The following is a 15100-nucleotide window of genomic DNA, read 5'->3' on the forward strand; positions in this document are numbered from 1 at the left end:
CCTGGGTCTCATTTGTGCCATATGCTTATTTACGTTGTCCGAGGTCACGGGCAACGTGGGTAACTCCTTTGATGCGCTCCAGTTTGCTAAAGAGTCGATGCAATTGATCGAGATCGTCAATTTCTAATGTCGCCATGATCACGACGGTCTGATGATTGGTGCTGACATTAGAATTGATTGACATCAGATTAGCCCCTGCATCAGAGACGACGGTCGCAACATCCCGTATCAAGCCAGTACGATCATTGGCAGTAATGACGACTGGAGCATTATAGCGCAATGGTCCCATGCCAGCCCAATTGACGTGGATCAGGCGTTCACGATCCTTTTCCCCTAAGCGAGCAACGTTACGACAATCAGAACGATGAACGATAACGCCTTTACCTCGACTAATAAAGCCAACAATATTGTCATCTGGCAATGGATAGCAGCAGTTGGCGAGGCGCGTCAAGAGCCCGCTGACACCCGCCACCTCTAATTGAGCAACAGCCTGTTTGCTCGGCGTAGCGGCTGGCAGAGAGATGTTTCCTTCAGCCTCCCTCGCATCCTTGTCTTTATCTTTCTCCCGATGGTCACGCTGCCAGTATTCCTGCAATTTGACAATAACGGCACGTGGTCGGAGATCATCCGCGCCAATAGCAGCCAGAAGATCATCGAATGAGTCAGCATTCAGACTGCTACAAACCCAATTTTCAGCATCCTCACTAATCGAGGAAGCATCGCGCGTCCCCAGTGCTTTTAACTCGCGCTCCAGACGTTCCTGTCCAATCTGGATATTGATTGGTCGCTCATTGATTTTAAGATAGCGCCGAATCTTATTACGAGCCGCAGTAGTACGTGCGGAATTTAACCAGTCGCGTGTTGGATGAGCACTACGGCTGGTCACAATATCGACAATCTCACCGTTTTTTAGCTCATAGTTCAGTGGTACCATACGCGATACCAGACGATCACCGCTTCCATCCCCATCCGAAGAAATGATACGCGCACCCGAACAATGATCCCCAATCTTCGAGTGGATGCGATACGCAAAGTCCAATGGTGTCGAACCAACCGGTAGATCTTTGACCTCACCCTTGGGCGTCAAGACAAAGATCTGTTCTTGAAAATAATCATCCTTGACCGCTTCCACAAACTCGGTATCACTGGCATTGGCGATGCGTAGATCTTGCTGCCATTCCGTCAGTTGACGCAGCCAGGTTAAGAGTTCTTTCGCCGAAGCCGAAGCCGTATCCCCCACATCTTTATAGTGCCAATGCATGGCGACCCCATATTCGGCTGTCTCATGCATTTCATGGGTGCGAATCTGAATCTCTACCAACTGATCGTCCAGGCAGAAAACAGTGGTATGCAACGCACTATATCCATTGGGTTTAGGATTGGCGATAAAATCTTTAATACGTCCTTCCTTGGGACGCCAGAGGCTGTGTACATGCCCCAGGGCCACATAACAGTCTGTAGTGGTGTCAACCAGGATACGGAATGCCAGCAGGTCATGGATCTGGCTGATATCAAAAACAGCTTTTAAGCGTTCAAAATCAGTATCATCCTCGCCAATGCGCACAATCTTTTTATAAAAGCTGTATGGATGCTTGACGCGTCCAGAGATTTCCGCTGTGACACCCAGCGAAGCCATTTCGGACCGCAACCTATCACAGACACGTTCAACATACGAACGCCACTGCTTTGTTTCCACATCCAGCGTATTGCGTACCCAAATGTAGCGATCAGGTTCGAGAATTTGAAAGGCCAGATCCTGTAGCTCACTCTCCACCAGAGACATACCCAGACGGCCAGCCAGAGGCGCATAAATCTCACGTGACTCCTCGGCCATCGTCAACATCTCTTGTGGATCGCCATGATAGTCTTGCTGACACATCAAACGCATAGCATGCAAGCGATATGCGAGCTTCAATAAGACGACGCGAGGATCATCGGCCATCGCCACAAACATCTTGCGGACAGTTTCGGCCTGCTGGCGACGCATAGCCTCACGTACACGTGGCTTCTTACTTTCTAAAGCAGACAGCGTCCCATCATCATCACGCTCGTTATAGGCTTTCTTTGACGACGAGAGTTGTGTATTCTGAATTGCCAGTATAGCGCCAGTAGCGGCATTCTGTTTTTTGCGTTCCAGGATATTGAGGCGTAGCATGCTTTCTGCGATACGTGCTGTAGCTGCTCCCAACACATACTCAACCTGTTCAATCAATAAAAGTTCAGCGTCAACAGCCTCATATACCAGACCAGCAGCGATTCCAATGGAATCAACATGCATCATCTGTGCCATAATAGTCGTCACAGCCAGTGCATGATCCAGAGGAGCAATTGGACGAGTGGGATTGCCAGGAACATCCTGGCACGTTTCTCGGGTAAGCTGAAAAGCTTTTACCACATAGTCCACCTCAGCTGGCGTCATATAGTGACGAACCAGCGAGAGTAATTGCATCATCGCAACCGGATAAGGAGGCTCAGCAAATTGTTGTTCTACAGACCTATCTATCATAATTCTTTTACGGCCATATGACATATCCAAGAGGGACTGTCCGGTATATTGACTCAGTATAAAAATACCTGCTTCGAGTTGTTGATACTACCAGGCAACAACCTACAATCATCTCCCCACAGTAGTATACGTACCACAATGCATCTTGTTGGATGAGTTTGTACTTTTGGTGAACAAAATGAAACATCCATATGCGTCACTCTAATGCACACTATACATTTTCGCACATTCACAACGCGTGCTTCTCACAATAAAAGTGGAATTACATCCTGCTGTTATGGGGATGGGGGCACTCGATTGCGACGAATGCCCCCCAATGGCAGGAGCCTTATTTTCCTGGTGCGCGCTCAACACTGACAACCGTTTTGACCTGGCGCAAACGCCGTAAAATACGCTCCATCTGATCCACAAATGCTCCGGCGTTCGCCGCAATCTCAAGTGTCGCGGTAATCACTGCTTTCTGCGAAGCAGGATTTGTGGTTGAGGTCACAGATACCATATTGATACCCGCATCGGTTACCACTGCGGCAACATCGCGCAAAAGGCCCGAACGATCATGAGCCACCAGCGTAATGGCAACCAGATAGTTCTCGGGATGAATCTGTTGCCAGCTAAATTCGATCAAGTGATTGGCTGTATCTGGATTGCGATGCAATTGCTCACAATCACAACGATGAATCACAACACCTTGATCACGGGTCATCTGTCCTACAATCGCATCCCCAGGAACGGGACAACAACAGCGGCCCAGTTGCAAGGGGCTGGCCTTTTCTCCATCTTTATGTGGATAAAAACTATTCTCGTTCTCGTCACTCTCTTCACAGGGTGGAAGTTGCTCCTGTAAAGGAGTAAGGACCTGTTCGACCTGCACATCTTCGCGGCCCAGAGCCACATAGATATCTTCAAGCATACTGTATTTCTTGGAGAGCAACAATGAACGCGGCTCTTCAATATACAGTTGATATAACAGGCTTTCAACCAATTCATTTAAGCCGGCCATACCCGCTGTCTTCAAGGCGAAGTCTAACCGTTCACGTCCCAGTTGCAAGTTGATTTCGCGCTCATACGTTTTAAGATAGCGCCGAATCTTATTGCGGGCCGCCGCCGTACGCGCAAAGGACAGCCAATCCCTGGTCGGGTGAACGGTCCGATTGACCATAATCTCGACAATTTCGCCGCCCTTAAGCTCATAATCCAACGGCACCAGACGTGTCACCAGATGTCCACTATCATCAGTATTGGTAATGATGCGTGCACCAGCGCAATGATCGCCAAGATCAGTGTGAATGCGATAGGCCATATCCAGCGGAGTTGAACCACGCGGCAAATCCTTGACCTCTCCCTGTGGAGTAAACACAAAGATCTGCTCCTGGAAGATATCACCCTTGACCGCCTCAACGAACTCATCCGCACCTTGTGGCAAGGCACGTTGCCACTCGCGCAATTGCTCAATCCACGTCATCATCTCGCGATAGGAGAGACGCCAGCTTCCTGGTTTTGCCTCATCATGCTCATTTTGTTCTTTATCGGCGTGCCCCATACGTTCTTTAAGGAACCAGTAACTGGCGATGCCATAATCCGCAGTACGTTGCATATCATAGGTGCGAATTTGAATTTCAGCCAGACGATTCTCCAGACAAAAGACCGTCGTATGGAGGGATTGATAGCCATTCAGCTTGGGGGTCGCAATAAAATCCTTAATGCGTCCATCCTTTGGACGCCAGAGGGCATGGATGTGCCCCAGGGCCAGATAACACTCATAATCCGAGTCCACCAGAATGCGGAAAGAGATCAGATCGTGGATCTGACTCAACTCATTGCCGTTCAGCTGGGCGGGCACATCTTCCAACTTGCGGTTAATACTGGCGAGATGTTTCTGCCATGCCAGCACATCGGCGTGAATGCCCGCGCGTCTCATCTCATCGCGCAGCACTCGACAGACCTCGGTGATAAATGGCATGCGTCGTTTCACCTCTTCAGCCACCTGTTTCGCCAGTTTGACATATTTTTCAGGCTCAAGATAGCCAAAGGACAGATCTTCAAGGTCAGCCTGCACCAGGGACATCCCCAGGCGACGGGCCAGAGGGGCATAAATCTCACTGGTCTCGCGCGAAGTATTCTGTTGCTGCGCGGTAGACATCGCGCCCAGCGTGCGCATATTATGCAGACGATCAGCCAACTTTACCACCACCACCCGTGGATCTTCAGCCATTGCCAGCAGCATCTTACGCACCGTCTCTGTTCGAATACGGCGTTTATCAACCAGCGAAGGAGGAACACCTGCGGTCAGAGTGGCTTGATCCTCAACTGCAGTGCTGGCGCCTTCCTGCCCTGATTTCGCGGGCTTTGTACCGGCGAGCGTATCAAACTTCGTCACCCCATCCACAATATGGGCTACAGAGGAACCAAATTGCTCACGCAGATCTTCAAGTGAATACTCAGTATCTTCAACTACATCATGGAGGAGTGCAGAGACAATACCATCCGCATCGATACGCATTCCAGCAAGCAGTAGGGCTACCTCCAACGGATGTTGAATATAAGGTTCGCCAGAGCGTCGCAAGGCCCCCTTATGTGCACGATGCGCTAAATCGTAAGCACGCTGAATCTTCTCCATGTCTTCTGGAGTAAGGTATTGCCGTGTCTCAGTTAACAAGTCCTGGATCGTCATACGCGACTGCGTGACTTTCGCTCCCATAGTCATTGTGGTGCGTACCATAGGAACAATCGCCTGCGTATCACTGGATTTATCGGACTCATCAGCAATTTTGTCGAAATTGGTAGCCATTCTCTAATACCTGCTACTACATGCTGTACCATCTGCCCATACCTGTTGGAGAGTTGGCGAGCTTTTTACAATGCCTGTTACGATAAAGTGTTCCCTCTCGAGAGATTTACTCGCATAAAAGAGCGTCTCTACATCTGGGAACACTTACATCCAGGCAAAAGTGATGTTACTTCTCTATTATAAGGAGCAAAGTGAGACTGTCAAGCAGATACTATACCACTTACGTTGAAGAAGGGGTAAAAAGAGGACATTCAGGTGTAGTGACGAGGTACAGATTATTTACTTCATCTATTTCAGATGACAGATACAGGCTCGCTGTTATTCCCGAATCGGCAAAAGTAGACGCTTTACACATAATTCCGGATCTTTCCTGTACTTTTACCATCCGGCTAGATCGTGGCCTTATCCACCCGGACAAATGTCCAATCCCTTTTTCATGTGGGGGCAAAAATGGGCTCTACCCATTTTTGCCCCCACATGAAAAATCTCCTGAGCGCTGAAGACGCGAAAACTCAGGTACGCAGCTAAAAAGGCTTAGCTAAGAACACACCTTAGCTAAGCCTTTACATTTCTTTTGGAAAAAAATTAGTTATTTTCTGTCTATCGCACAGCAGAGAAGGAATTCCGTCCCTGGTGGTTCGGAGCACCCTTCACCTGAGTCACTGTACGCATGGACTACCCGACTACCAGGGAATGCTAGTCGCGAGCCACACGGACCTTGTCATAGCAAGGGCTGCAATAGACGGGGCGATCATTCTTTGGCAAGAATGGCACCTGCGTTTCAGTACCACACTCGGCACAAGTTACGGTATGCATTTCGCGCGGGGCACGCTCGCGGCTACCAGAACCACCATTCGCCTGACGACGGGCGGCACGGCATGATGGACAGCGTCCAGGCTGGTTTAATAGACCTTTTTGCTGGTAGAATTCTTGCTCTCCGGCGGTGAATACGAAATCGCTTCCGCACTCACGACATTTTAAGGTTTTGTCAGCTAAATTCAACTAGGGACCTCCTGTGTGATATGTTGGTAATCCTCCAGGTCCATATCCTAGCAGTTGTCACCAGTTTTACTCCCCCTATCAGTGTGGGATTTTATACCCTGGACGAGTACTGTATGCAAGACCGAGATTGGATACCGTTTGAAAGCATACACTATTGTTTCGTGATTTGCAAGGGTTTTTATGATAAATTGTCTCTATGGTACATATTTTTATGTATCTTTTATATGGAACAGGATTTGCTAATTTACATATGATGATTACAGTTAGCTTTTATAAGCGTATTCTTAATCATGCGTATGTAGAGTTCATACCTATCCTTTCTATAACTGCTATCTTTTTGTTATATCCTACCGTGATGGACAGTAGAAAGTATCAGTAGAATTATTACCACACATTCCCTTCTCTTGATTGCCGCCTTCAGCGGCGCAGGGAGAGCAACCCAGACCAACCCGAGTTCCAACTTGACGCTCATGAGAAAATAAAGAGAACAATGGGTAGCTATTTTATTTGTTGGTGCCCATCTATACCGCATTGTGTTTGGGAATTACATGTCATCATTTAACTTTACAATTGACGCTGAATCTTCCGAGACGTGGGCGCGGGCCGGAACGATTCAGACTCCCCACGGGACCATCGAGACGCCGATCTTTATGCCAGTTGGAACACAGGCAACAGTCAAAAGCGTTTCACCTGAAGAACTACACGGAGTTGGCGCACAAATCATTCTTGCCAATACCTATCATTTGATGCTACGACCGGGATCGGCTTTGATCGATTCCTTTGGTGGTCTGCACTCATTTATGAACTGGCAGGGCCCAATTCTGACGGATAGCGGCGGCTTCCAGGTCTGGAGCCTGGCCCATAATCGCAAATTAAATGAAGATGGTGTGGTCTTTAAGTCACACCTGGATGGCTCGTCGCACGCGCTCACCCCCGAACGCGTCATGCAGATTGAGGCTGAACTGGGGGCTGACATTGTCCTACCGCTGGACATTTGCGCGCCCTATCCCTCAAATCCTACCGAGGCCCGTAAGGCGATGGAATGGACCCACCGCTGGGAAGAACGTGCGCTGGTAGAAAAAGAGAAACTCCGTCCGGAGCAGACACTCTTTGGTATTGTTCAGGGGGCCTTTGAAGCTGATTTACGCGCCCAGAGCGCCCAGGTGATCGGGAACATGCCTTTTCAAGGACTCTCGATCGGCGGCCTATCGGTCGGCGAGCCAAAAGAGCAGATGTGGGAGATGCTCAAGCATGTAACGCCAGAATTGCCACGCGACAAACCACGCCATCTGCTGGGAGTTGGATCACCCGAAGATCTGGTCATTGGCGTCGGGTTAGGCATGGATATGTTTGATTGTGTCCTCCCGACACGCGTTGCCCGGCATGGTGGACTCTTTACCCGCGATGGACGGGTAAGCATCAAGGGTGCGCGCTTCCGCACTGCCCACGGTCCCATTGAGGAGGGCTGCGATTGCTACACCTGCCAGCATTATAGCGCCGCCTATGTCTGCCATCTGGCACGCGCAGAAGAACAGCTCTACTATCGTCTGGGTAGTATTCATAATATACGTTTTATGCTCCGCCTCGCTAAAGAACTACGCGAGTCGATTATAAATGGTACCTATCCAACTTTTCGCGAGACATTTCTGGCACGCTATGTGCCAGCATCTGAGAAAGTGCGCGAAGCACAACGCGAAAAATGGATCAAAGCGCGCGATCAACGCGCATAGCACCTGACAGGAACAGAGTTATGCAGACAGCACCCTATCGTTTTGTCGAGACCGGTATTCAAGATGCCGCTTTAAATATGGCTATTGATGAGGCTATTCTTTTTCATCATATTCAGGATCAGGTGCCACCAACGCTACGCGTCTTTCGCTGGTCCCAACCGGCAATTTCACTGGGAAGATTTCAAAGCATTGAACGCGAGATCGATGTGACTGAGTGTGAGCGTCAGGGAACGATCCTGGTACGTCGTCCAACCGGGGGACGTGCGGTCTATCATCGCGATGAGTTTACGTATAGCATCGTGATCGGTAAACGTGACGGTGTACCTTCAGGAGTCGTCGCCGCCTATGCCTATCTCTCACAGGGACTGCTGGCAGCGTTGCGTCAAATAGGGGTGGAGGCCGAAATCAGTGATGAGCGCGTCAACAAACATCCATCGGCCGCCTGCTTTGCATCATCAACCCAGGCAGATTTAACCAGCGGAGGCTTTAAACTGGTCGGGAGTGCCCAGGTCTGGAAAGATCAGTCCTTACTTCAGCAAGGCTCATTGCCATTGGATGATCGGGCCGCTGAATTTTTCAACATGCTCCGTTTTCCTGATCCAGAAACCCGCCAGGAAGCCCTGGCACTCTACAGCGAAAAAACGACACCGCTCCATACCTTTGCGCCCCAGGCTAGCTGGAACGATGTTGCCACAGCCTTCAAGCAAGGCTTCAGCACCTTCCTACACCATGAATTTGAGCCTGAAGAACTCAGTACATCCGAATGGAATCTGGCACATCAACTGGTTGAGGAGAAGTATAACAAACTCAACTGGCGCAAAGAGCGTGTGAAATTGATATCAGAACGCCAGGACGTAGCCCTGTAACCCGAACACAAAAACCACGTACATAATAAATAAGGATAACAAAAACATCACACAATCAATTCTCCTGCCGGGGCACAAGGTGTCTTTACTCCTTTCCTGTTCTCTCTCCACGAAGGCTGCAACAAAGAGAACAGGAAAGCCCTGGACATAAAACCAATCCATTGCACGTGGACGGTATGTGATGTACAATGAGCAAACGTACATGTTGTTATGTTTTTTACTTTTAAGTAGAGGAATTATCCAGAAATTTTTATCTACCGGAGATATAAAAAACGCAACAGGTAGGGAATAGACACAGGTCATGGAAATATATTTCAACCTCTACGTTGCACGCGAAGCAGTCATTTAGTAAGGAGTTATCTGGGCGTGAGTATATCGATTGAGATGGCGCACAAGGTCATGGAAGCCACCAAGCAAAAGGCACGTGAACGCCGTAGCCCGGTCAGTATCGCCATTGTAGATGCCGGAGGGCATCTGGTACTGTTTGAACGCATGATGGCCCCCTACGGGTTCGCTACAGGCGATATCAGCATTGCCAAAGCACATACGGCGGTGATGTTTAATCAATCCACCGACGAAGTTGCCCAATGGGGACCTGGCATTCCGGGCTTTGCCGCCAGTCTGGCTGGTATGACTCATGGTCAATTCATTATGGCTGCTGGTGGCTGGCCTTTGCGTGTCAATGGCATCACAATCGGTGGTATTGGCGTCAGTGGTGGCAATGCTCCCGGTCGTGATGATGAGATTGCGAAGGCAGGTCTGGCTGCCCTTGAGAGCATGACTCCTGTGGCAGTACCCGCGCCGCCAGTGCAACCAGCCTATGCCCAGCCAGCGCCAGCATCATCGGCATCCTACTCTCAGCCGCTCTATGCCCAGGCTTCTTTCTATGCCAATGGAACAAACGGGACAAATAATGTGCCCGCTAACGCCCCATCAGCATTTGAGACACAATCCCAGGGCTCGCTCGCGCAACAGGATGCACCAACAGGCGAGCAAAATCCCGGCCATTAATTCCGTTCTATTCAGCCAACCCACCTGAGGTGGACCATCCAGGAGACCAAGCATGAGTCAAGAATATAAAACCGCTGCGAGAAGAACCCATCGTCGCGTACCCCATAACCGTCCAGTCCTTGTCACAGGCACCGAAACCCAGGAAGAAGTGGCCCTGCTTGAGCCACAAACAGAAGATCTGACTCGCGATACTGGAACGCTGGCAGAGCCAGAAATTGGTATTACCCCTGTGAAAAGCAGCAGACGGTCGCTAAGCCTTCCCAAATTCTTCTCTAAAGTTGAGAAGTCTGAAGTGGAAGAATCGACCGATGAGGATAAAGTCGTCGAAGCGCGCATGGCTCGTGCAAAAAAGAGCTTGAATGGCAAAAACGCTACCACCAAAGAAAACGATCCTGTAGCGAGCAGCAAACCAGCTGCCAGAGCACAGACACCGGCCAAGCCACGGCTGTTCAAAACACGACACATTATCGGTATGGTTGTCTACCTGTTTGGTGCTAATCTAGTCCTGCCCTACGAGCGCACCCTCACAATTGGTATGAATATCGAGAAGAACTTATTCACGATCCCTGGCATCAACCTGCCAGTCTCGACCTCTTTCCTCTTGAATATCATCACCTTGATCGTCCTGTTGTATGTGCTGGTCGCCCTGGATTTCCTGCCCAACGGCAAACAGATCGGTAACGCACAAGTCAACAGCAGAAATAACAACAAGTCCGTTAACGCCAATACCTCTGTACCGAAAGCCCCACAGGCTACCATACGCCAGGGAGTAAAGGGCGAGCACGACAATCTTTATCAATCCTACCGCACCAATCAACGCAAAAAACGCTAAACAGCAAAGCATTGCCCGCCCAGGAGGGCATATATGAAAGTTGAGGAGGAAGATCGGCGTGTCCGGTCTTCCTCCTCAACTTTATACAGCGTTTATCTCCTAACAGGATGGCTCGATTTACTTACCAAGCCAGGTAATCTCGACAGAGGATGCATCGTAGCCTTTGACTTGAATAATCTGAGGATCATTCGGTAAGACATCGAGCATATTGTCGCTCCAGGTGAGATTGCCCGGCGCGTTCAGCCAGACACCTTTGGCAGGACGCTTGGCGGTCACGCTGATACTGTTCTCATCAATCTGTTCGATCTCGATTTCAGGATCAGGGAGGGACAGATATTTGAATGGTTCGGGCCAGAGGGTTGCGCGAGCAACGATGGCTTTGTCTTTGAGGAGACGAGCCTGCATCACCCAGTTTTCGCCCTGAGGACGGGATAAGGTTGCCAGTTCGCTCGCCTGATTGGGCGGTAACACGATAGTCTGGCTCTGCTCATCCAACAATTCACCGGCGAGATTCCAGGTACGTAGCTCAAGTTCGAACTGGACTTCGCGCTGCTCTCCATTGACGGCCCAGGCATGCACCGGTTCAGACTCGTGTTGTGCCAATCCAACTGCATAGCGAGCCAGTTCACGTTTGATTGTGTAATAAGCTGGCTTGGGCCGCAAATAATAGTCCACAACGGCCCAACTGGTAACTGGCCAGCAGTCATTGAGCTGCCAGACAAGTGCTCCGGCTGTATATTCACGTCCAGGTCCCTGCCAGCGTCTGCGCCAACCACGGATCGCCGATCCCAGCGCCTCGGATTGAATAAACTGAGTATTATAGATGTAGCCTGGTAGATCGGCGGCCACACGAACATTATCGACGATATACGGGGCCAGACGGCGTGGACCACCGGCATCCTTGTTATGGAAGTCAAGCGTACGGCTCTGTGGATACCATTCAGACTCGGGCGCAAACTCCTTGATGGTTTCCATGACCGGGAAGGCTTCCATACCAAACTCGCTGACAAAACGGCCCGCCAGCTTATAATAATCCTGATAGGCCACGCCACCATGCCAGACAGTCCAGACGTGAGTATCGCCCACGGTAGTATCATCCACTTTTGACCCCTGAGGATGGTTGGGACCATGACCAAAGGGACTGCCAGGCCAGTAGGGACGAGTAGGATCAAGCTGCGCACATACCTGCGGCAGAATCTGCTCATAAATGACGCGCGCTGGAAACGCTGTCTCCTCAAAATTCTCTGTCACAGTAGGATCATATTTCGGCCCGGCGATAGCATAGTCCTCGTTATTGCCACACCAGAGTACAATGCTGGGATGATGACGCAACAACCGAACGTTCGCCTCCGCTTCAGTGCGTACACTCTGCTTGAACCAGTCGACAGCGGGATATATCCCACAGCCAAACAGAAAGTCTTGCCAGATTAAAATGCCCATTTCATCGCAGAGCTCATAGAAAGTAGCATCCTCAAAGATACCTCCTCCCCAGACACGCAACATGGTCATATTGCCATCCACCGCCAGTTGCAACCATTGACGATAGCGGGCGCGATCAATGCTCGTCGTGAACGAATCGGCAGGAATCCAGTTCGCACCACCACAGAAGATGGGGGTATTATTGATCTCAAAATAGAAACTACTGCCTGGCTCATCCTGCAAGGCATGCTGGATCAATCCCAGACGGCGCAAGCCCAGAACCAGAGAATGCTGATCCAGTACGCCCTGCGCGTCTCTCACGATCGTCTCAAGGCGATAAAGGGGCTGCTCGCCGTAGCCATGCGGCCACCATAATTCAACCTGCTCAAGTGTGAGCTGCACGTCGGTTCTCTCACTCTGGACGGGAACCGTTTGCTCAGCCACTAGCACACCGGCTGGATTATAGAGTGCGACAGAAAGTTCCGCCGCTGTGCTACGCTCACCGTTCTCAATCTGTACGTGGATCGGCAACAGCGCGCTGGATAAGTCCTCAGCTACCTCGTAGGGACAATGCACATCAGCGATACGTACCTCATATGCCTCTAAGTGGATAGCTCGCCAGGGACCCGCTGTCATAAAGATCGGCCCCCAATCCCAACCATAGTGATATTGTGCCTTGCGCACATAGAGGCGGCTGGAATCGCCATTCCAGAGAGGAAGCTTGCCGCCATTCTGCTCCTCAAGCTCCTTACCACGTAGTAAGGCCGACTCAAATAAGATATGTAATTCGTTGTTCCCCTCCTGGAGCAAAGCTTTTACATCCAGGCGATAGGGAACAAACATATTATCGCTCTGCAAGATCTGGGTATCATTCAACCAGACAGTAGCATAGGTATCCAGGCCATCAAAGCATAACTGAAGTGCGCCATGCGCAAGATCCTCAGCCGTCAATGAGAAAGTAGTGCGATAGAGCCAATCACATTCGCCAATCCATTGCAGCTGTGTTTCATTCAATCCCTCAAAAGGGGCCGGAATCTTACCAGCCGCCAATAAATCTAGCTGCACAACGCCAGGAACGCTTGCCGCAATCCATGTGTCTGCAGAGACAAAATCATCGTTTAAAGCAATTTCAGCGTTCCGTTGCTTTAATTGCCAGCCAGCCGAAAGGTCTCGATAATTCACAGAATACACATTCCTTTCAAAGAAAGCAGTAAAAAGCGCTTGCTTTTGTACAGCATACCAGCCTGAAAGTGCTTCGACAACCATAAATTCTTTCAACCTGCCTTTCATTTTACAATTTCTCCACAGGCAAAAACCAGCGATACGTAACAGGCATATTCCCAGATAGGAATAATACTATAGAGAATGGGCAGGAGTGACGGTAGTCATAAGAAGATAATACAAAGGGAACATCATAATACATCTTCAGGAAGTGTGGAAGCTGAAAAATACCACAAGAAAAAAAATTACCTCTTGACAGATGGATCAATGGGTACGTATAATCATGATAAGGATCTGAGCCAACGAGATAACGTGTTCGATCCAAAAAAGAAAAGTGGACAAACTTATGCTTAGCCTGCATATCAAATTCGTACAATCGAGTTTTTATTATTGGTTTAGCCCTCCAGCATGATGGTGGGCCCTTTGGGCTGAGCAAAAACAAACCACCAGCATGCTGGGCGAGCAGAGGAATATATCCTCTGCTTTTTTGTTTCTCAAATTCCGCCCCGGCTTGAATTATTTAGTGTTTGGAACTGAAAGGATTGCACCATGATTATTACCATTCAGAATGAAGCGAGCAGTGATGAACGAGCGCAGTTAATGGCCCTTTTATGTCGTATCACCGGGAGCCAGCACCCGATAACGTCAACGCAGATGGGTGAACGTGAGGTTATCGCCCTGGACTCAGCATCGCTTGATGCTCAGGCACACACCGCCCTCTCCGCTCAGCCCGCCGTCGCCACCCTCCACTCTCCCAAGACCAGTTATCAATTAGCAAGTCGCCTCTTCCAAACACACAACACCACCATCACCATCGGTGAAACCCATGCCTGTAATCCTGTTACCATAGGTGGAGAGCAATCCATGCCAGTCGTGATGGCCGGGCCATGTGCGGTCGAGAGCCGTGAGCAACTCATTACAACCGCACAAGCGGTCAAACGAGCAGGAGCACGTGTTTTACGTGGTGGTGCATTCAAGCCGCGTACATCACCCTATCAGTTCCAGGGGTTGGGCATCGAAGGTCTGCATATGCTCGCCGAAGCACGAGAAGTAACTGGCCTACCAGTGATTACCGAGGTAATGGAGCCTGGAATGGTTGAAACGGTAGCGCAATATGCCGATGTCCTGCAAATCGGCACACGTAATGCTCAGAATTTCCCACTTTTATTGGCGGCTGGACGCAATAGTAAAAAGCTGCCAGTACTCCTTAAACGAGGATTCTCCTCTACTCTGGATGAGTGGTTGCTAGCAGCGGAATACATCCTGGCGGCAGGCAATCCCAATGTCATTCTCTGTGAACGTGGTATTCGTAGCTACGATCCACAGACACGCAACGTTCTTGATCTTACCTGCATCCCATTGCTTCATCAATTAACCCACTTGCCAATTGTCGTCGATCCCAGTCATTCCACAGGTCGCCGCGAACTAGTTCCCATCATGTCACGTGCCGCTATCGCCGCCGAAGCCCAGGGATTAATCATCGAAGCCCATCCAGATCCAGATAAAGCGCTCTGCGATAGCAAGCAATCTATTACGCCAACACAACTGGAAAAAATCATTCAGGAAACACATATGATCGCCCGTATGCTGCGGGGCGAGGCCTATGTAGCATAGATTAGGAGGGATAGAGCAGACCACCCGCGGTGTCATATTCACTATCGACGCTTGATCCAGAGTTATGATATACTCTTTGTACGTAGAAAGAGTATTTTAGAAGATGGGTGG

The 15100-nt window shown here is 49.8% G+C and carries 9 protein-coding genes and 1 pseudogene; 6 read left to right on the forward strand and 4 right to left on the reverse strand.

Features of this window, described 5'->3' with window-relative positions; translation table 11 throughout:
- Nucleotides 1-25 precede the first annotated feature (25 nt).
- The 3 genes from F1593_RS05250 to F1593_RS05260 form a co-directional block, all read right to left on the reverse strand.
- Complete coding sequence (locus tag F1593_RS05250; protein WP_172631876.1) at nucleotides 26-2506, reverse strand: RelA/SpoT family protein; 2481 nt, start codon at nucleotides 2504-2506, stop codon at nucleotides 26-28.
- A 328-nt stretch (nucleotides 2507-2834) separates the two neighbouring features.
- Entirely contained in the window at nucleotides 2835-5294 is a 2460-nt protein-coding gene (locus F1593_RS05255) for a RelA/SpoT family protein (RefSeq protein ID WP_149400498.1), read from the reverse strand.
- Nucleotides 5295-5990: 696 nt separating this feature from the next.
- Nucleotides 5991-6296 (reverse strand): zinc-ribbon domain containing protein, encoded by a 306-nt coding sequence (locus tag F1593_RS05260; RefSeq protein WP_149400499.1) that lies wholly within the window; start codon nucleotides 6294-6296, stop codon nucleotides 5991-5993.
- A gap of 548 nt (nucleotides 6297-6844) precedes the next feature.
- Between F1593_RS05260 and tgt the strand changes: the two genes are divergently transcribed.
- The 4 genes from tgt to F1593_RS05280 all read left to right on the forward strand — a co-directional run bounded on the left by tgt (nucleotide 6845) and on the right by F1593_RS05280 (nucleotide 10735).
- Nucleotides 6845-8026: a tRNA guanosine(34) transglycosylase Tgt gene (tgt, locus tag F1593_RS05265; RefSeq protein ID WP_149400500.1), complete on the forward strand. Its 1182-nt coding sequence runs from the start codon at nucleotides 6845-6847 to the stop codon at nucleotides 8024-8026.
- A 20-nt stretch (nucleotides 8027-8046) separates the two neighbouring features.
- Nucleotides 8047-8892, forward strand: a complete 846-nt coding sequence (locus F1593_RS05270) for a lipoate--protein ligase family protein (protein ID WP_172631877.1) — start codon at nucleotides 8047-8049, stop codon at nucleotides 8890-8892.
- Nucleotides 8893-9258: 366 nt separating this feature from the next.
- Nucleotides 9259-9903 (forward strand): GlcG/HbpS family heme-binding protein, encoded by a 645-nt coding sequence (locus F1593_RS05275; protein ID WP_149400502.1) that lies wholly within the window; start codon nucleotides 9259-9261, stop codon nucleotides 9901-9903.
- Between the two features lie 52 nt (nucleotides 9904-9955).
- Nucleotides 9956-10735, forward strand: coding sequence for a hypothetical protein (locus F1593_RS05280; protein WP_149400503.1), 780 nt, complete (start codon nucleotides 9956-9958; stop codon nucleotides 10733-10735).
- A gap of 117 nt (nucleotides 10736-10852) precedes the next feature.
- Here the strand turns inward: F1593_RS05280 and F1593_RS05285 are convergent, their stop codons facing one another.
- Nucleotides 10853-13336: a beta-mannosidase gene (locus F1593_RS05285; protein ID WP_235932493.1), complete on the reverse strand. Its 2484-nt coding sequence runs from the start codon at nucleotides 13334-13336 to the stop codon at nucleotides 10853-10855.
- A 10-nt stretch (nucleotides 13337-13346) separates the two neighbouring features.
- On the opposite strand from F1593_RS05285, the pseudogene F1593_RS29785 reads away from it, so the two are divergent.
- Together F1593_RS29785 and aroF are read left to right on the forward strand one after the other, a co-directional pair.
- A pseudogene (locus F1593_RS29785) lies at nucleotides 13347-13502 on the forward strand (hypothetical protein); the annotation flags it as partial.
- A gap of 422 nt (nucleotides 13503-13924) precedes the next feature.
- Complete coding sequence (aroF, locus tag F1593_RS05295) at nucleotides 13925-14989, forward strand: 3-deoxy-7-phosphoheptulonate synthase (RefSeq protein WP_149400504.1); 1065 nt, start codon at nucleotides 13925-13927, stop codon at nucleotides 14987-14989.
- Nucleotides 14990-15100 lie beyond the last annotated feature (111 nt).

Origin of the sequence: Dictyobacter arantiisoli (genome assembly GCF_008326305.1) — a bacterium.
Lineage (GTDB): Bacteria > Chloroflexota > Ktedonobacteria > Ktedonobacterales > Ktedonobacteraceae > Dictyobacter > Dictyobacter arantiisoli.

Coding starts and splice junctions, on each gene's coding strand:
- F1593_RS05250 (WP_172631876.1), bottom strand. CDS start 2,506: ATGATAGATAGGTCTGTAGAACAACAATTTGCTGAGCCTCCTTATCCG.
- F1593_RS05255 (WP_149400498.1), bottom strand. CDS start 5,294: ATGGCTACCAATTTCGACAAAATTGCTGATGAGTCCGATAAATCCAGT.
- tgt (WP_149400500.1), top strand. CDS start 6,845: ATGTCATCATTTAACTTTACAATTGACGCTGAATCTTCCGAGACGTGG.
- F1593_RS05270 (WP_172631877.1), top strand. CDS start 8,047: ATGCAGACAGCACCCTATCGTTTTGTCGAGACCGGTATTCAAGATGCC.
- F1593_RS05280 (WP_149400503.1), top strand. CDS start 9,956: ATGAGTCAAGAATATAAAACCGCTGCGAGAAGAACCCATCGTCGCGTA.
- aroF (WP_149400504.1), top strand. CDS start 13,925: ATGATTATTACCATTCAGAATGAAGCGAGCAGTGATGAACGAGCGCAG.